The organism is Rhizobium sophoriradicis (assembly GCF_025200795.1).
Taxonomy (GTDB): domain Bacteria; phylum Pseudomonadota; class Alphaproteobacteria; order Rhizobiales; family Rhizobiaceae; genus Rhizobium; species Rhizobium sophoriradicis.
On the sequence record NZ_CP104156.1, the window covers coordinates 333,704 to 350,670 of the forward strand.

General features: G+C 59.8%; 15 protein-coding genes and 3 pseudogenes. 5 read left to right on the forward strand and 13 right to left on the reverse strand.

Translation table 11 applies throughout. The annotated features are described in order from the left end of the window. Positions 1-30: 30 nt before the first annotated feature. Positions 31-1,133, reverse strand: a protein-coding gene (locus tag N2597_RS32370; protein ID WP_085994809.1) for an IS3-like element ISRel21 family transposase whose coding sequence is annotated in 2 segments (ribosomal slippage) — positions 31-872 and positions 872-1,133 — 1,104 coding nt in all. Because the reading frame shifts where the segments join, the coding sequence is not laid out codon by codon here. Between the two features lie 125 nt (positions 1,134-1,258). Here N2597_RS32370 and N2597_RS32375 point away from each other — a divergent pair. Then, positions 1,259-1,634: pseudogene (locus N2597_RS32375) on the forward strand (nodulation protein NodZ); the annotation flags it as partial. Between the two features lie 140 nt (positions 1,635-1,774). Here the strand turns inward: N2597_RS32375 and N2597_RS32380 are convergent. Further along, positions 1,775-2,719: pseudogene (locus N2597_RS32380) on the reverse strand (IS630 family transposase). Between the two features lie 118 nt (positions 2,720-2,837). Here N2597_RS32380 and N2597_RS32385 point away from each other — a divergent pair. Together N2597_RS32385 and N2597_RS32390 are read left to right on the forward strand one after the other, a co-directional pair. After that, a complete protein-coding gene (locus tag N2597_RS32385; protein ID WP_018247218.1) occupies positions 2,838-3,155 on the forward strand; it encodes a hypothetical protein in 318 nt (105 codons plus the stop codon). A gap of 214 nt (positions 3,156-3,369) precedes the next feature. Further along, a complete protein-coding gene (locus N2597_RS32390) occupies positions 3,370-3,573 on the forward strand; it encodes a hypothetical protein (protein ID WP_004674430.1) in 204 nt (67 codons plus the stop codon). A 274-nt stretch (positions 3,574-3,847) separates the two neighbouring features. Here N2597_RS32390 and N2597_RS32395 read toward each other — a convergent pair whose 3' ends face one another. The 10 genes from N2597_RS32395 to ccoN all read right to left on the reverse strand — a co-directional run bounded on the left by N2597_RS32395 (position 3,848) and on the right by ccoN (position 12,791). Next, positions 3,848-4,513 carry a Crp/Fnr family transcriptional regulator gene (locus tag N2597_RS32395; RefSeq protein WP_004674428.1) on the reverse strand — a complete coding sequence of 222 codons (666 nt, stop codon included), beginning with the start codon at positions 4,511-4,513 and terminating at the stop codon, positions 3,848-3,850. Positions 4,514-4,544: 31 nt separating this feature from the next. Continuing rightward, complete coding sequence (ccoS, locus tag N2597_RS32400; RefSeq protein ID WP_004674425.1) at positions 4,545-4,703, reverse strand: cbb3-type cytochrome oxidase assembly protein CcoS; 159 nt, start codon at positions 4,701-4,703, stop codon at positions 4,545-4,547. Further along, entirely contained in the window at positions 4,700-6,982 is a 2,283-nt protein-coding gene (locus tag N2597_RS32405; protein ID WP_004674422.1) for a cation-translocating P-type ATPase, read from the reverse strand. Before N2597_RS32405 ends, ccoS begins: the two co-directional genes overlap by 4 nt. Further along, positions 6,979-7,464, reverse strand: coding sequence for a FixH family protein (locus N2597_RS32410; RefSeq protein WP_004674419.1), 486 nt, complete (start codon positions 7,462-7,464; stop codon positions 6,979-6,981). The genes N2597_RS32405 and N2597_RS32410 overlap by 4 nt, the downstream gene beginning before the upstream one ends. Continuing rightward, positions 7,461-9,035: a cytochrome c oxidase accessory protein CcoG gene (gene ccoG / locus N2597_RS32415; protein WP_004674417.1), complete on the reverse strand. Its 1,575-nt coding sequence runs from the start codon at positions 9,033-9,035 to the stop codon at positions 7,461-7,463. The genes N2597_RS32410 and ccoG overlap by 4 nt, the downstream gene beginning before the upstream one ends. Before the next feature lie 167 nt (positions 9,036-9,202). After that, positions 9,203-9,388, reverse strand: a complete 186-nt coding sequence (locus N2597_RS32420; RefSeq protein WP_004674416.1) for a hypothetical protein — start codon at positions 9,386-9,388, stop codon at positions 9,203-9,205. 11 nt (positions 9,389-9,399) lie between these two features. Next, positions 9,400-10,263, reverse strand: coding sequence for a cytochrome-c oxidase, cbb3-type subunit III (gene ccoP, locus N2597_RS32425; protein ID WP_004674413.1), 864 nt, complete (start codon positions 10,261-10,263; stop codon positions 9,400-9,402). Between the two features lies 1 nt (position 10,264). Then, a complete protein-coding gene (locus N2597_RS32430; protein WP_004674411.1) occupies positions 10,265-10,417 on the reverse strand; it encodes a cbb3-type cytochrome c oxidase subunit 3 in 153 nt (50 codons plus the stop codon). Between the two features lie 8 nt (positions 10,418-10,425). Further along, the gene (gene ccoO / locus N2597_RS32435) at positions 10,426-11,160 is read right to left on the reverse strand and encodes a cytochrome-c oxidase, cbb3-type subunit II (protein ID WP_004674404.1); all 735 of its coding nucleotides are present in this window, start codon (positions 11,158-11,160) and stop codon (positions 10,426-10,428) included. 8 nt (positions 11,161-11,168) lie between these two features. Next, a complete protein-coding gene (gene ccoN / locus N2597_RS32440; RefSeq protein WP_004674403.1) occupies positions 11,169-12,791 on the reverse strand; it encodes a cytochrome-c oxidase, cbb3-type subunit I in 1,623 nt (540 codons plus the stop codon). A 241-nt stretch (positions 12,792-13,032) separates the two neighbouring features. Here ccoN and N2597_RS32445 point away from each other — a divergent pair. Then, a pseudogene (locus N2597_RS32445) lies at positions 13,033-13,750 on the forward strand (cyclic nucleotide-binding domain-containing protein); the annotation flags it as partial. Positions 13,751-14,056: 306 nt separating this feature from the next. Further along, on the forward strand, positions 14,057-14,500 hold the full coding sequence (locus N2597_RS32450; RefSeq protein ID WP_004674399.1) for a pseudoazurin: 444 nt from the start codon (positions 14,057-14,059) through the stop codon (positions 14,498-14,500). A 965-nt stretch (positions 14,501-15,465) separates the two neighbouring features. Here N2597_RS32450 and hemN read toward each other — a convergent pair. After that, positions 15,466-16,818, reverse strand: a complete 1,353-nt coding sequence (hemN, locus tag N2597_RS32455; RefSeq protein ID WP_040111884.1) for an oxygen-independent coproporphyrinogen III oxidase — start codon at positions 16,816-16,818, stop codon at positions 15,466-15,468. Positions 16,819-16,967 lie beyond the last annotated feature (149 nt).

A 16,967-nucleotide genomic window follows, 5' to 3' on the forward strand; every position in this document is an offset into this window, starting at 1 on the left:
CCACCGGATGCTAGAGTTTTCCGGCTTCATTCAGGGAGGCGGGCTGGTTGCGCCTCCCGAATTCACCAACGAGATCGGCACCTTGTTGCCGATCGCACCATGAGGTCTTTCCTCATTGTAGTATCTACGCCAATCCTCCATCTTTTCGCGGGCATCCGCAAGGGTCAGGAACCAATGCTGGTTCAGGCATTCTGCACGGAAGCGGCCATTGAACGCTTCGATGAAAGCATTATCAGTCGGCTTGCCGGGGCGTGAGAAGTCCAACGTCACACCCTTGGAATAGGCCCACAGGTCCAAGTCGCGCGACACGAACTCGGTCCCTTGGTCGACACGGATCGTTTTCGGATAGCCGGCTTTTTGGCACACCCGTTCAAGGGTTTGCACAACGTCTTCGCCTCTATAGCTATGACGTGGATCAAGCACCGGCACGTAGCGCGAGAAGGTGTCGACCACCGTCAGCACGCGCAGTTTCTTACCCGTTGCGAGTTGGTCGTGAACGAAGTCCATCGCCCAGACGTCGTTGGGTCCGACGGCCATGTGCCGATCCTCGCGAAGCTTGGCTTTTACCCCCCGCTTCGGTGTCTTGTTCCGCAACTGTAGCCCCAAGTCCCTGTAAATGCGGTAGGTTCGCTTGATGTTGGTGCCCCAACCCTCGCGTTCCAACAGCACATGCACGCGGCGATAGCCGTACCGCACACGGATCTCGCAGATCTCGCGAATACGACGTTCCAGACCGGCCTGATCAGCACGGCGAGAGGTATAGTGGTGAGTTGATCGATCGAAGTTCAACGCTCCACAAGCACGTCGGATCGAGATCGCCCAATCGCAGCACATGCCTTTCACCATCTCCCGCTTCCGAGCAGGCCTTAGAGCTTTCGGCGGATGACATCCTGCAACATCTCGCGGTCCAGCGTCAGATCCGCGACGATCTTCTTCAGGCGCGAATTCTCGTCCTCGAGCTGTTTCAGCCTCTTCATCTCCGGTGGCAGCATGCCCGCGTATTTTTTCTTCCAGTTGAAATAAGTCGCCTGGCTGATCCCCGCCTTCCTGCAGATTTCAGCAACCGACACGCCTTCATCACCTTGCTTCAGAATGAACGCCTTCTGAGCGTCCGAAAACTGCGACGCTTTCATCGTCTTCTGGTCCCTTTCCCAGCCAGGAAAATGCACCGGAAAACTCTAACCAAAATTGGTCCAGTTTGAAGGGTTCAGATCAATGGGCCGGACTCTAATCCATTCTGGAGGAAATTCTCAGTGGCAGGTCAGTGTGCACTGCCATCGAAAAGGCCAAAGCGATACCGCATCGACGCCCTGTGATGGTTTTCTTGTGTACGGACAGCGCGCAGGTACGGGACCATTTACTCGGTGTATTTCCCGATCAATCACTATCCCGAAATGCTTTCAGGCGGCCCAGGCCGGCCATTACACAGTGCATCGCTCGGAGTGGACGGCGGTATCTCTGCTCTTACAGAGATGTACCTTCTCGCCCGATGCGATACGGTAATTCGCTTTCCGCCGGCCAGCGCCTTCACGCGCTATGCCCGTCTCTTCGTGCCACGTGTTATTGAGTTTGACTTGAAAGATCCGACTCGCTTGATCTTGACTGATGAATCGTCCGAGCATGAGCCGGCTTGATGAACCGGCACTCCGCTGAACAAATTCTCGGCGCCCTCGCAGGATTGAGGAGAGGTGTTCACTGGATCGCGATGTGGGCGCAGCACGCGACGAGACAAGGCGGGGGCGCATCCTCTCCTAGCGTCTAGAGCAAATCCTGTTCAATCCGGATCATATCCAGCAGCCTTGAAGCAATTGGCGCATTCTGCGGGGGTGAAGCGGGGTATCAGGGCGCCAACTGCATCCCAGAGGGCGTCAATCTTTCGCTCTGCCCGACCTCGCAGCATCGCCTTCAGTTTGGAGAAGGCGTTCTCGATCGGATTGAAGTCTGGGCTGTAAGGGGGCAGGAACATGAGCGTGGCGCCGACACGTTCGATGGCGTCGCGTACACCCGCTGTCTTGTGAGCCGGTAGGTTGTCCATGACCACCACGTCGCCGATCTCCAGGGTAGGCCCCAATACCTGTTCGACGTAAGCCAGGAAGACAATTACCGTTCATGGCGCCATCGTAGACAAACGGCGCGGTCATCCCAGTGAGGCGCAACGCTCCGGTAAAGGTCGTTGTTTTCCAATGGCCATGTGGCACGCCAGCTCGGCAACGCTCACCTCGAAGTGCACGTCCGCGTAGCCGTGCCATCTTGGTCGAAAGGCCGGTTTCGTCGATGAAGATCAGCTTTTCTGGATCGAGATCCAGTTGGCCGTCGAACCAGACACGCCGGCGCTTTAGGACATCCGGCCGGTCCTGCTCCAGTGCGTGGGCGGTCTTTTTTCAAAGGTCCATCCGCGGCCTCGAAGCCAAGCGCCAAGTGCGCTGCGGCTGATCTTCACCTGCCGCTCGACGGACAAGCGCTCAACCATCTCATCGAGCGTCACATCCCTACGCTCGTTGATCAACGCGACAACGAATTCCTCGTGTGCATCCACTGCCGAAGGTCGTCTCCAGCCCTGTGGCCGAGCAGTTAACTCACCCTCTTTCGCTCTTGCAAACCAGCGGATCGCCGTCGAAATCCCAACTCCGAAACGAGCCGCAGCCTGTCGAGCCGACATGCCGGCCGCAGACGCTTTCAAAACCCGTATTCGAAGATCATCGCTCAGTGCTTGTCCCATCATCCACCTCTTCTCTGTGGATGTTTGAATCAGCATCGATGGACGCCGTCACATCACAATCGATTCATCGATCGCAGGACTTGCTCTAGCGCGTCCAAAGGCTTGCTGGATCATTGTTGTGAAGGGTAGCTATTGGGCGCCTTCGGTGAGTGGAAACGGCACCGCGCGCTCGACCCGCATCATTGGCATAGCAAGCTCGCACGTCGGCGATTCCGATGGGACGAGGACGTTCGCGCGCCACAGCCTCGTCGGCGCCTTAGCCGACGCCCTGCCTGATGCGAGGGCGTTCGTCGGGCTTGGTCGACAGATTGCCATCAAGCTGATGTTCGTGCTCTATGCGGTCGTGGGCGTGGCCGGAGCCGTTCTTTATTCCCGCATCCCGACACGTCTGGCAAACCGCTCGACCACAGAAGCCGCCGCCGCGCTAGGTCCTTAGCGCGCATCGTCCTTGCAACTCGCAACTCCCTCAGCCTCGACGCATTCGCAGGCGTGATAACGCCGGCTGCGAAAGACAGAAGATGCACTGTTGTAGTCTCCGGCTCCCGCCGCTGCTTGCATGACGGCTTGCGCCAGTCGTTGACAAAACTCAATTGGCCAGCCACCATTCCCGTTGCCCGGCCATTTGTAATGAGTAAGTCTGAGGTGGTGCCATGCCTCGCATGATCAGGTTCATGCTCACGCGTTTGGCGACGGGGTTCGCAATTGGATCCGCCGTGGGCTTCTTCGTTTGGCAAAATGGATTTGCCGCGGCAGGCACGGTTGAGAGTTATCTCGCGCAGGGCCTGTTCATCTACCTCTTCGCAAGCACCATCAGCATGGGTTATCTCGCGACGGCCCTGCTCCTCGAAGAATAACGCCGGACGCTCTCCGTCGCATGTTGGTGCTCGTTGCGAACGTTCGTCTGCACTTCCCTATTAAGCCCGCCAGTCCGACGGTATCCGCATGTGTCGTCAGCGCCACCGTTGATGCGGACAAGGCCTGAAGCAAGCGATGAAAACAGTCGAGATGACAAGAACAATCCCGATGAGCATGACGTCCTGGTACATTTTGCGCCTGGCCATAACGGAGCAAGCGATCGCCACATTGACGGCGGTCGAATTCCGGCGCGGTTATCGCCCTACCCCGAGGTCAGCACGCCTTCCGCAGCAGGTCGACGCTGTCGACCACGACGACCCTGCCTCTGACTTCGACCCCTGCAGGACCGAGGGCAGCGAAAGCCCGCGAAAGGGCTTCGGGCGCAACCCCCAGTTTGCCGGCCAGAATTCTCTTCCGGTAAGGCAGGCGAAAGGTGGCCTGCGATGCTGAGGCCGGGCAGCGGCTGACGAGGTAATTCGCAACACGCTGTGCAGCCGTGTGCAGCCGGTCTCCCGCTATGCAATCCATGGCACCGAGCAGATGCCGGGCCATGATGCGCATCACGTTGCGACGCATGACGGGGTCCCGGTCGGCAAGCGCCCGCAACTCCACAAGGTCGAACAACGCGACCTCTGCGCCGTCGGCGGACCATGCGCTGTAGGTGTAGGAGCCGCCTCCCGACAGGAGATATTCGCCGAACGTCTCGCCCGGTTCGCAGATGCAGATATCTGCCTGGCGCCCCGCGGATTCCGACTTCGAAAGTCGCACGAAGCCGCGCATCACGCAATAGACGAACGACGCCTGCTGGCCCTCGGCGATAATCCGCTCGTCCGGTGCGAAGATCTGGAACTGAGCCGTGTCGGCCAGTTCTTCTATCCTTGCTTTGTCCAGGCCGTGAAACAGGTCAGATCGCAAAAGTATGGGATGTCTCGATAGCATCGATCTTCCTTTCGTTTCGGCCGTGAGCGGTTCAAGGTCTTTTGCAATCGGTTTCGTCCTCGACGAGGATTCGCCAAGCTGCTCCTTCAAGGTCGTCGTACTGGCGGCTCGTCAGCGACCAGAGGAACGCCAGGAGACCCATTCCCCCCATCAGCAGTGCGATCGGCATCAGATAGATCAGCATGTTCATGTGGTTTCAACTTCCGCACGTCCGCCGGCAAGCGGCTCGCTCCGTAGGCCGGGGCGCCTGCCGAAGGCATTTAATCGCAGCGCATTCGTCACGACGATGATCGACGAAGTCGACATGGCCACCGCCGCTATCAGCGGCGTTGCCAGGCCGGCGATTGCGATCGGTACCGCAAGCACGTTGTAACCGATGGCGAGAGCAAAGTTCTGTCGAATGAGGCTGGCGGATCTTCGCGCAACGGCGATTGCCTCAGGAACGGCATCGAGACGATCGTTGAAGAAGATAAGGTCGGCAGCTTGCCTGCCGACGTCGGATGCGGTTGCGGGCGCCATCGAGACCTGCGCGGCGGCCAGCGCCGGTGCGTCGTTGATCCCGTCGCCGACCATGAGCACACGATAGCCCTCGGCGCCCAGCCTCTGGAGTTCCTCGACCTTCTGTTTCGGCGCCAGGTCGCCCAGAGCTTTGCCGATACCGAGAGCCCGCGCTGTGTTGTCGACGACGGCCTGCCTGTCGCCGGATACTATCAGCGTTTCGATACCGGCTGCAGCGAGCTGGCGGAAAGCCTCGGCGGCGCCCGGACGAAGCGTGTCGTCAAACAGGAAACGGGCGAGATCGACGCCGTTTTTCGACAGGACCACCTCCGAAAACGGAGTATCGCCCGCGGGCGTGAGCCCGGTTCCGCAGGCAAAGGCCCGGTTGCCGAGCCGATAGAAGTCCGCTCCTTTCCAGGCTTCCAGCCCCCCGCCGGCGATTTCCGTGACCCTGTCGAAGGCGAAGGGGTAAGAGATGTCTATGTCCCGCACCAGACCCTGGGAAAGCGGATGCCGTGAATGCGCCGCCATTGCGCAAACGATGGCGCTATTGCCCGCGATCGCGTCGCTTCGGACGAGGCGGGGCCGGCCCATCGTCAGGGTGCCGGTCTTGTCGAAGGCCACCATGTCCGCGTCGGCCAGTCTTTCGAGCGCCGAACCGTCCTTCACCACGATGCCCCTGCGGAAAAGTTCGCCGGCGGCGACCACCTGGACCACCGGTACAGCAAGGCCCAATGCGCAGGGGCATGTGATGATCAGCACCGCGACCGCGACCAGCATGGCCTGTTTCCAATCGCCCCCAAGCAAGCCCCAGGCGAGAAAGGAGGCCAGCGCCAACAGGTGCACGGCGGGAGAATAAAGTGCTGCGGCGCGATCGGCGACCCGGCGATAACGAGCCCTGCCGCCCTCGGCCGCTTCCATCAGGCCGATGATCTCGGAAAGAAGCGAATCCCTTGCCACTTTGGTCGCCCGCAGGACGAGCGAACCGGTCAGGTTCATCGCACCCGAATTCAGCGCGCTGCCTGCGGCGACGGCGACCGTGCTGCTTTCACCGGTGACGATGGAGAGGTCAACATCGCTCTCGCCGCTGACGATCATGCCATCGACGGGAATGCGTCGGCCGGCGGCAATCGCGATGTTATCCCCGACGGCGATCTCTTCGACCGGGATGTAGTGCCGCGACCCGTCCGGCATCATCAGCTGCGCCCCGCGCGGCGCCAGTCTGGCAAGCCCGTTGATCGCGGCGCGGGCTTTTTCCCGCATTACATGATCGAGGGTTCTGCCGATCAGCAGGAAGAACAGCAGAGACACCGACGCGTCGAACCAGGCATGTTCGCCATGGTGCATGGTTTCCCATAGGGAGACCGCATAGGACAGCGTCACTGCAAGCGAGATCGGAACATCCATGTTGGTGCGCCTACGCTTGAGCCCGCTCCAGGCCGATTTGAAGAAGAAGCGTCCACCATAAATCAGCGCCGGCGCCGCGATCATCGCCGAGATCCAGTGAAACATGTCGCGCGTGGCCGCATCGGCGCCCGACCATACCGACACCGAGAGCATCATGATGTTGGCGGCCGCAAAGCCGGAAACTCCAATCGCCAGCAGTAGCTGGTTCCGGATCCTGTCGGTTTCGGGTGCTGTCGACGTGATGAGATGGGCGCGGTATCCGGCCAAGGTGATCGCGGCGAGGATTTCGGAGGGATCGGTCGCCTTCGCCTCGATCTCTTCCTGATAGACGCAGGTGACACGCCGGGCGGTGAGATTGACCCGGGCTTTCCTGACGAACGCAAGCGCCGACAGCGCTTTTTCGAGGGTCAATATGCAGCCGCCACAGTGGACGTCGGGTACGCTGAGGTCGATCTGGCGTAACCCTGCCCCGAGCGGGTGGCTTGCAAGGCATACCTCCTCGGCGCTGGCGGATGTCGCGCTGAGGCCGAGAACGCTTTCCGCATCCATCGAGCAGCAGGTCATTGGCGGAACTCCGCGGTGTCGAAGCGTTTGGCCTCATGCATGACGACCGCCCCGTTCATTCTCGATATGGCCTCGACGATCCAGTCGCCGGCGACAACCTGGTGATCGGCTTCGAACCGCCCTTCGCCCGTCTTCCGGAGCGTCACGCGGAAATCCTCATGATCGCCGACGGGCCGTTTGAAGTTCAGCGTGACATCATCGATGATCGCAGGCGTGCCGGCCTTGTCGTGGATGTCGTAACGGATTTGGATGCCCTTAACGACGAGCGCGCCCTCGACGCCGGAGGCGGCCATTGCCTTCATCGCTGCCGCCCTGGTGTTGAATTCCTGGCTGGCCACATAGGTGTTTTCCACGACGATGCCACTCCAGCTGGACGCAGCATAGAAGGCCATGGTGGCGTTTACGGCGATCACTACGGCGAAGAATGCCGAGGTGGCAAGCAGCACGTGCAAGCCGGTAAAGCCCTGAGTAGAAGTCTTCATTTCACGTCTCCCGGCGCGTTGAACGCGGCGCGATAGCTCGCCCGGTCGGCTTGACCTGCGTCTTGACCTATATCTTCGATGACGAAGAGGAATTCGTTGATCTCTGCCCCGTCTGGGGCGCGCGTGACGAAGACCTTGAGCGTCGTGGCCGCGTCGGGTTCGACGTGAGCGGTGAAGCTGCGGGCATCCTGCCTGCCGAACTCGGGAATGCGCATTGTGCCCCCCTCCAGCCCGACGAGGGTGATGGTCACGTCCCGCGGCTTCGGCACCATGTTGAGGACATGCAGCGTGTAGCCGTTTCGGATGGAGCCGTCGCTTTCCAGAACATATTGAGGGTTCCGGTCGTGGATAACGTTGAGCCTGAGCCGATCGCGTAAGGCGAGATGGACGACCATGGCGACGCCGATCGATGCCCAGACGACACCGTAGAAGACAATTCTTCGGCGGAAGATGATGCGCCAGTCGAAATTCCGGACAGCTGGCATGAAGCTTCCGTCGTCGTTTCGGACATTGGAGGGCTGGATGGCTGTCCGTCCTCCGTCAGTAGCAAGCGACATGTTGCTCGAATATTCCTTGAGCGTCGCATAGGCGATCAGGCCGTGTGGCTTCCCGAGCTTGTCCATGACGCCGCCACAGGCGTCGATGCAGAGGGCGCATGTGATGCATTCCATCTGCTGGCCGTCGCGGATGTCGATCCCCATCGGGCAGACGGCGACGCAGGCATTGCAGTCCACGCAATCGCCCACCGGCAGACCCTGAGCCTTCTTGCCATGGCGCGACCGCTGCTCGCCCCGCCAGTCGTTGTAGGTGACAACAAGCGAATTCTCATCCAGCATCGCGCCCTGAATGCGCGGCCACGGACACATATAGGTGCATGTCTGTTCGCGCATGAGGCCGCCAAGCACATAGGTCGTCGCGGTCAGGGTGGCGATCGTGGCATACGCAGCGGCAGGAGCGCTGCCGTCAAACAGTGAAGCCGCCAGGCTCGGCGCGTCGGCAAAATAGAAGATCCATGCTCCGCCCGTGGCGACGGCGATCAGCAACCAGATCGCGTGCTTGATCACCCGCTTCCTGAGCTTGTCGAAAGTGAAGGGGTCGGCATCGAGCTTCATCCGAGCGTTTCGGTCGCCTTCGACGGCGCGTTCGACGACGATAAAGAGATCGACCCAGACGGTCTGCGGACAGGCATAGCCACACCAGGCGCGGCCGACAGCGGCGGTGAGGAGAAAGAGGCCGAAGCCCGCCATGACGAGCAGGCCCGCCACATAGTAGAATTCCTGCGGCCAGATCTCGATGAAGAAAAAGAAGAAGCGCCGCGAGGCGAGGTCGACGAGGATTGCCTGATTGGGCGCATAGGGACCGCGGTCCCAGCGAATCCACGGCGCGAGGTAATATGTGCCAAGCGTGAGCAGCATCAAGACCCATTTGAACCGGCGAAAGGGCCCTTCGGCTCGTTTCGGAAAGATCTTCTTGCGCGGCGCATAGAGAGACTGGCGGTTGCGCCGGGCGTTGACGGGTTCGACGCGAACGTGGTCAATGTCATTTAGATTAGGGCGGGTATAGAGATTCATAGGACCTGTCCGATTTTCACCACTCTTTTCCCAGCCGTGGCGGATCCGTTCCTTGATGCAGATCAAGAACGACCGTGCAGAAGCGAAAAGGCCACGCCCCAGAGTAAGGGCGTGGCCGGAGGACAGCGGCGGAGAAACCGCTGGGACGTCCTCCACAGGAGCTGAAACTATCGGCTCGTCTGCTTGTGGTCTTTGAGGCAGATCAAACTCACCATCGAATTGCCGATTTTTGCCGGGTCGTCCTGCTCCGAAGACGCAGGCATCTGTTGGGCGCGGGCTGAGACACGCGATCGGATAACAGCACGCGGCGCGCCGTAGAGAGGGAGGATCGGATTGCGGTCGTGGGCTGTCATGTCTTTTCTCCTTACGTGCCGCCGCCGAGCGCATGAACGAAAATAGTAAGCTCGTTTACAGTTGTGTCCCCCAGGCGCGCTGCCCAGGCAGGCATTACGCCATGTTTGGGAGAGGCAACCTGACGAAGGATGGCGTCTTCACCCCGCGACTTCAGCCAGATTGCGTCGGCGAGATCCGGCGCACCCATTTCCACCTTTCCTTTGGCGTCCTCGCCGTGACATGGGGCGCAATTGTCGAAGAAAACCTGTTTTCCGGCCGCCGCCAGACCGACATCCGAGGGCGTATTGGTCAGCCCCCAGACAAAGGCGGCGACCTGCTTCATCTGGATGGGCTCCAGAACACCGGCAAAGGGCGGCATTTCGGAGGAATGGCTATCCGTATCGCCGTCGAAGCGGATGCCATGAGAGATCGTGGCCTGGATGGCATTCAGATCCCCGCCCCACAGCCAGTCGTCGTCGTTGAGATTCGGAAACCCCGGACCGCCGCTCGCTCCCGATCCATGGCAGGGCGCGCAGTTCACCTTGAAAGCGGATGCGCCGCCAGCGATCGCGAATTTACGAAGAGCAGGATCCGCGTCGATCTCCTCCACTGTCTTGGCAGCGATCAGGTCATGGAACTCCGTCTGCGATGACTTAGCGAGATTGAGGTCCTGCTGCAGCTCGGCGCGCGTTGAATAACCGAGATAGCCGTTAGTGGCGGAAGTGATCATCGGGATGGCCGGGTAAGCGATGGCGTAGCCGATCGCCCAGAGGATCGTCACGTAGAAGGTCCAGATCCACCAGCGCGGCATGGGATTGTTGAGCTCTTGGATGCCGTCCCATTCATGACCCGTCGTTTCGACGCCGCTCAGTTCATCGATATGCTTTTGCGACATCTCAATCGTCCTTCAAGGGAATATCGGCGGCATCTTTGGCCGTCTGCTTGCTACCTGGGCGAAGGGTGAGCATGACCGCGCCGACGAAGAATGCGGCCATTGCCAGGAGGCCCCAGCTGTCGGAGAAGTGTCTCATTGCAGTGTAAGTTTCCATGGATCACCTCACCGGTAGCCGGTCGCGTCGTCATAGGTCGAGAAATTAACCAGCGTTCCGAGCATCTGCAGGTAGGACACCAGCGCGTCCATCTCGGTCAGCCGGGTTGGATCGCCGTCGAGATCGCCGACATTCGCATTTGGGTAGCGCTTGAGTAGAGCCGCCGTGTCCGCGTTCGGATCGGCCTGGGCTCTCATGTCGGCCTCGGCATTCGCCAGCATGTCGTCGCTGTAAGGCACGCCCACGTCCTCATTGGCCTTGAGGTCCTCTCCGATACTCCTGACCGTCACCTCCTTCTCTTCGAGGAAGGCGTAGCTCGGCATGATTGATTCCGGCACCACGGCCCGCGGATTTGCGAGATGCTGGACGTGCCATTCGTTCGAGTAACGCCCCCCGACGCGGGCCAGATCGGGCCCTGTCCGCTTGGATCCCCATTGGAACGGGTGGTCGTACATCGATTCCGCGGCGAGCGAATAATGGCCGTAACGTTCGACCTCATCACGGAACGGCCGGATCATCTGGCTGTGGCAGAGATAGCAGCCTTCACGGATGTAGATGTTCCGTCCGGCGAGCTCTAGCGGCGTGTAGGGCCGCATGCCTTCCACTTTTTCGATCGTGTTCTGCAGGTAGAACAGCGGTGCGATTTCAACGATGCCGCCAATGCTGACGACCAGCAGCGAGCCGACCAGAAGAAGCGTCGCGTTCTTCTCGAGGGTCTTATGTTTATCAAGTAACGATGCCATGTCTCACCTCACTCGGCAGGCTGTGCCTGGGGCACCAAACTGGTCGGGATTGGCGCTTCGTCGCGCAGGTGGCCGCGGATCGTCATGAACACGTTCCAGGCCATGACGAGGCCACCCGCTAGGTAGAGTGCTCCGCCGACGGCACGCAGCACGTAATAGGGGATCATCGCCGCGACCGTTTCAGCGAAGGAATAGACGAGGAAGCCCTGGGAATTGTATTCTCGCCACATCAGCCCCTGCTGGATGCCCGCGACCCAGAGCACCGCGGCGTAGATCACGATCCCGAGCGTCGCGAGCCAGAAGTGCCAGTTGACCATCCGCAGGCTGTAGAGGCGCTCGCGCCCCCACAGTTTCGGCGTCAGGTAGTATATCGCCCCGAAGGTGATCATACCCACCCAGCCAAGTGCTCCGGAATGCACGTGACCGATCGTCCATTCGGTATAGTGGCTGAGCGAATTGACCGCCTTTATCGACATCATCGGGCCTTCGAAGGTCGACATCCCATAAAATGCGATGGCGACGATCATCATCCGGATGATCGGGTCGGTGCGAATTTTGTCCCAGGCGCCCGAAAGGGTCATCAAACCGTTGATCATGCCGCCCCAGGAGGGCATCCAGAGCATGACGGAGAAGACCATTCCGAGCGTCTGCGCCCAGTCAGGCAGCGCCGTGTAATGCAGATGATGCGGGCCGGCCCAGATATACATGAAGATCAGGGCCCAGAAGTGGATGATCGACAGCCGGTAGGAATAAACCGGCCGGTTGGCCTGCTTCGGCACAAAATAGTACATCATCCCCAGGAAGCCGGCGGTGAGGAAGAAGCCGACGGCGTTGTGGCCGTACCACCATTGGGTGAGTGCATCCTGGACGCCGGAGAAGAGAGAATAGCTCTTGGAGCCGAGGAACGACGCCGGAACAGCGAGGTTGTTGACCACATGCAGCATCGCAATGGTGACTATGAAGCTGAGATAGAACCAGTTTGCCACGTAGATATGCGGCTCTTTGCGCTTCAGGATCGTTCCGAGATAGACGGCCAGATAGGCGACCCAGACGATGGTAAGCCACAGGTCGACGTACCATTCGGGCTCGGCATATTCGCGCGACTGATTGATGCCGATCACGTAGCCGGTCGCAGCCATCACGATGAACAGCTGGTAGCCCCAGAAGACGAACCAGGCGAGTGTTCCTCCGAAGAGACGCGCGCGACAGGTGCGTTGCACCACATAGAAGGATGTCATGATCAGCGCGTTGCCGCCGAAGGCGAAGATCACCGCCGATGTGTGAACCGGCCGCAATCTTCCGAAATTCCAATAGGGCGCGATGTTGAGGTCGGGAAAGGCGAGCTGCAGCGCGATGATCACGCCGACGAGGAAGCCGACGACGCCCCAGAACACCGTAGCGATCAGGCCGTAGCGGATTACCTCGTCGCAATAGCCCGTAAGCTCTGTTTTGCGCTGTTGGCCCGTCGGCGAAAACTCTGCGTTTCTGACAAGCAGCAGCGTTCCCGCAACCAGGCAGAGGCAAAGTATACCCATATGGACTGCAAACAGATGATCGTGCGCGAATGCGGCCGCGAGCAGCGCCAGAAACGCTGCGACCGCGATCACCATCGTTTCTGTCGTGTAATTCATGATGTCGTCTCCAGTGCGCAGACGACCGCCTCGCGGCCGGCTTTCTCGGATTTCGAGGCAGGACTGTCACGAAGACGGGAACGGCTCCTTGATCTACATCAACAAGCGGACTGGAAGCGGTGGACGAACCGACGTTGTTACACTCTGTTGCAAACTTCCCCCTTTGGCACCGCCCGCTTACTCCCGTGTGACGCAGCTGCTTTCTACCGCACCCACTGCCACAAGGGGCGATGAAGATGCTGTGCAGAACAACCACGCGTTCGACAATGGCGCGAAGGGGCGCGAAGCCATACATGCCGGCCAATCCCTCTCTTCGCTGTTCGTAGGCTCGGCGGCCGAGGCCGTCGCAGCCGGTAAGGCGATTTGGTGGGAGGGTGATAAGCAACCATCTTGTCCAGGTGGAAGAAGGTGTCGTGCGCCTGCTTCGTATCATCGGCGAAAGATCGTCGGGTGATAATCGCTCTTCAATTCGCCGGCGATCTCAACGGCGCGTCGCTGCAAAACGATTTCCTATTTACGGCTGAGGCCGTCACGAAATGCAAGATCCGCCGGATATCGCACATGAGTTTCCACGGGGAAGTCGCTCGGTCTAATGCGCTCGCTCGACCTAGCTCTCGTTGCTCTGGCAGGAGGCGGCCGCTTCGCATGAACAGATGGTGCTGTTGCCGAAGAAGAACGCCGAGGAGCGCCCCTGCAGCTTCATCGTGAAGCTTGCATTCCGGCGCAACCCGCGTCCGCCAAGGTCCGTTGCGCGTTTCCATGAATCGTCAAGACATTGCGGATCATCTCGGCCTGACCATTGAGACCCTGGCCCACACCGTTACGAAACTTGCGTCGCGCAACATCGTTATTCCCGAGGGCAGGCACGACCTGCGGAACGTCAATCTTGCCCGCTGGTACGGTTATCGGGCGACACTGATGATTTTTCCGAGGATTTCTGTCAGAGGGTAAACCTCAACACACGCGACAAGCCGCGGGATCGACATTCATGCCCTCCGCGAACTTCTCGACGCGATATGAGCTCAGTCACGGCAATCCTAAGCTGTTCAGCAGCGCCGACGTTCGCCGAGCGTGCTTGTCCTTCGGTGATTCCTACATCGCTTGCAGGCTGCCATGTCCCTCGCAAGGGCGCTGGGCAAGCAGGCAAAAATTGGGACCTTCTGCCTTTTTTCCCCGAATTTGACGGGCGTCAAAGAGCCCAATTCCGGCATCTGCTAAGACACATTCATGAGGCTGATTGGGTCTCGCAGAAAAGGAGCTTGCAAATGCGGTTAAAATTCGGTCTGATCGCTGCAGCGGCAGCCTTGATTGTTTCGGCAGCGCCGTTGATGGCGGCCGACCACCAGGTTCGGATGCTCAACAAAGGCACGGAAGGCGCGATGGTGTTCGAGCCTGGCTTCCTGAAGATCGCCCCCGGCGACACCGTCACCTTCATCCCCACCGACAAGGGCCACAACGTCGAAACCTTCAAAGGCCTCATTCCGGATGGCGTTGCCGACTTCAAGTCAAAGCCGAATGAGCTATATCGCGCGAAATTCGATGTTCCAGGCGTCTATGTCCTGAAATGCACCCCACATTCCGGCATGGGCATGGTTGCCCTGATCCAGGTGGGTGACAGTCCGCCCAATCTCGAAGCGATCAAGACTGCAAAGGTGCCGAACATGGTGCGCAAGCGGCTCGATGCCGACCTCACAAACATCACCCAGTGAGACACAGCAGGTGCGGATGACCGCGCAGCCCATGACGATGGCTTTCGTGGCAGCTGTTTGCCTCGCCAGGAGCAGCTGATGCTCAGTGAGCATCGAGCAGAGCCAGGCGCTGTCAGGCAAGACGTCCAAGGCAGTGGTCGGACACGGTTGTCGGCAAAGCCGATGCCGAAACCTGGTGGGACCGTCGAGAAAGTGAATGTGGCCTGTGAAAAGAGCTATGATCTGCACGGCAGACCTGTGAAGGAACGCGTGGGCAAGATCACTAGCCCGGCGGCAATCTCGCTGACGACGAATATAACGAGGTCGTTTTTTTGCGCGGCAGTCGCGAAGGAGATGCCAGCCAAAACCCGGGGTCTCGTTCTGGTTACCCAAGAATTGCACGGAAGGCGCCGTCGAACGTTTGATCGAAATCCCCGCGGCAGGCAAGTCCTACAACTAGGAGACCCCTGCCTCGTCCTTCGACGTGCTCGAACAACCGCGTTCGTGAGAGGGCGAGAGCCGTCGATCATGTGGCGCTCGGTAGCTCACCTCGCGAAAAGGCTCCTTCAGGCGCCTGCGCGGCCGCCATAATCGCGATGGGCACAACTCTGCGGACCGGCGCTTGCCCACGCCACCTTAAAGGTTCGACGTCAGTCGCCAACGATACCCTGGGCCGGGGCCTGCCGAGATCGAGCTGTATTTGAATGAGCCGAAAAGCTCGACGATAACGACCTCGACGTCCAGGCGGTGATACGGGCGCCCATCTACTTGTGACAGGGCGGCCCGATGACCGTATTTGTGAGTGCGCCCGCCCTGCTTCACACGAACTTGCGACGTCGATCCTCCTCGACGTGCCGTTGTCGACGGGACTCCTGGGAAGATAACTGCAGGGTCCTCGATCGAGAAACGGGAACTCGATGTCTTCTCGCGCGGCCTTTGATGCGTTTCGTGTCGCCGGAACCGATGCACGCTTCCGGTGACATGCATTAGGCTGCCTTGCTGTGCGTGTGTCCGTGCGAGCCAAAATAGGCGTCGAATGCCGCCGCGACTGCACGGACCATGAAGCGCGCCTCCTCGCATACGACAATCCGCTCACCGCTGATCGTCACGACGCCGTCAGCCATGAGCTCGCCGAGACGGTCGTTGCGCTCGACAAGGAAGCCGGTGTCAAAACCCGACCCGCTGCTCAACTGGCCGAGATCGGCTTCGAAATCGCACATCAGCCTCTCGATGACCCTCGCCCGAAGCTTGTCCTCCTCGCTGAGAAGATATCCCTTGGCGGTCGGCAGCACCCCGAAGGCAATCCGCTCGGCATAGAGGCCGAGAGGCACGTGGTTCTGCATATAGCCGGCCGGCAGCCGCCCGATCGCAGATGAGCCGAGGCCGATCAGGCTATCGCAACCATCCGTGGTATAGCCCTGGAAGTTTCTCCTCAGCGCTCTGTTTCGCGCGGCGAGCGCCAACTGATCGTCCGGCAGTGCAAAATGATCGAGCCCAATGCGCTGATATCCGGCCTTCTGCAGCTCCTCGGCTATCACTTCCGCCTGCTCGTTCCGCTGTTTTGCGTCCGGCAGCGATGCTTCGTCGATCAGGCGCTGATGTTTCTTGAAAGCGGGTATGTGAGCGTAACCGAAAACGGCGAAACGTTCGGGACGCAGTTCTGCAGCCAGCCGGACCGTTTCGACGCAAGATTGGACGGTCTGTTTCGGAAGGCCATAAATCAGGTCGAAGTTGATGCTGCTGACGCCTGCTGAGCGCAACCCGGCGACCGCCCTTTCCGTCTGCTCAAAGGATTGCAGCCGCTTGATACCGGCCTGCACGATCGGATCGAAGCTCTGGACGCCGAGGCTTGCGCGGTCGACGCCGTTTTCGGCGAGCGCATCGATCATGGGGGCGGCCAATGTGCGAGGGTCGATCTCGACAGCGACGCCGGCTTTCATTTCGAATGTGAAGGCGCTCCTGAGCTTTGCCATTAGAGCCGAAAATTCCTGCGGCTTCATGACCGACGGCGTGCCGCCGCCGAAATGCACGTACTTGACGGGCACGTCGTTTCCGGCCGTAAAAGAGACAAGTTCGATCTCCTCCTTCATCACGTCGAGATAGTCGGCGACCGGAGCGTCTTGCCGGGTAATGGTCGTGTGGCAGCCGCAGTACCAGCATATCGAACGGCAGAACGGGACGTGGAGATAAACCGAAACCGGGCCAGCCGCGGCGATATGGGCGAGGTTGCCGGCATATTCATCCGGCCCCACGGCAGCAGAAAAAGCCGCCGCCGTCGGGTAACTCGTATAACGCGGAACCCGCGCATCGCCGTATTTGGCGATCAGATCATCCGACATTTTCGCATCCCTTTTCAAAACAGAATGCTTTATGACCTCCGGTTGCGCCGGCTTCCTTGTCCCAAATCAATGATGACGTCTCAGGCCAGAATCAGCCGGATCTTTGTCCGCTGTGAAAGTCAGCACTTTCGAACCCGCCTAACATCTCG

Bases quoted from the DNA above. Each gene is read 5' to 3' on its own strand.
- N2597_RS32395 (WP_004674428.1), bottom strand. From the start codon at position 4,513: ATGCTATCGAGACATCCCATACTTTTGCGATCTGACCTGTTTCACGGC.
- N2597_RS32430 (WP_004674411.1), bottom strand. From the start codon at position 10,417: ATGGAAACTTACACTGCAATGAGACACTTCTCCGACAGCTGGGGCCTC.
- N2597_RS32405 (WP_004674422.1), bottom strand. From the start codon at position 6,982: ATGACCTGCTGCTCGATGGATGCGGAAAGCGTTCTCGGCCTCAGCGCG.
- hemN (WP_040111884.1), bottom strand. From the start codon at position 16,818: ATGTCGGATGATCTGATCGCCAAATACGGCGATGCGCGGGTTCCGCGT.
- ccoG (WP_004674417.1), bottom strand. From the start codon at position 9,035: ATGAATCTCTATACCCGCCCTAATCTAAATGACATTGACCACGTTCGC.
- N2597_RS32450 (WP_004674399.1), top strand. From the start codon at position 14,057: ATGCGGTTAAAATTCGGTCTGATCGCTGCAGCGGCAGCCTTGATTGTT.
- ccoS (WP_004674425.1), bottom strand. From the start codon at position 4,703: ATGAACATGCTGATCTATCTGATGCCGATCGCACTGCTGATGGGGGGA.
- N2597_RS32420 (WP_004674416.1), bottom strand. From the start codon at position 9,388: ATGACAGCCCACGACCGCAATCCGATCCTCCCTCTCTACGGCGCGCCG.
- N2597_RS32410 (WP_004674419.1), bottom strand. From the start codon at position 7,464: ATGAAGACTTCTACTCAGGGCTTTACCGGCTTGCACGTGCTGCTTGCC.
- ccoN (WP_004674403.1), bottom strand. From the start codon at position 12,791: ATGAATTACACGACAGAAACGATGGTGATCGCGGTCGCAGCGTTTCTG.
- N2597_RS32390 (WP_004674430.1), top strand. From the start codon at position 3,370: ATGCCTCGCATGATCAGGTTCATGCTCACGCGTTTGGCGACGGGGTTC.
- ccoP (WP_004674413.1), bottom strand. From the start codon at position 10,263: ATGTCGCAAAAGCATATCGATGAACTGAGCGGCGTCGAAACGACGGGT.
- ccoO (WP_004674404.1), bottom strand. From the start codon at position 11,160: ATGGCATCGTTACTTGATAAACATAAGACCCTCGAGAAGAACGCGACG.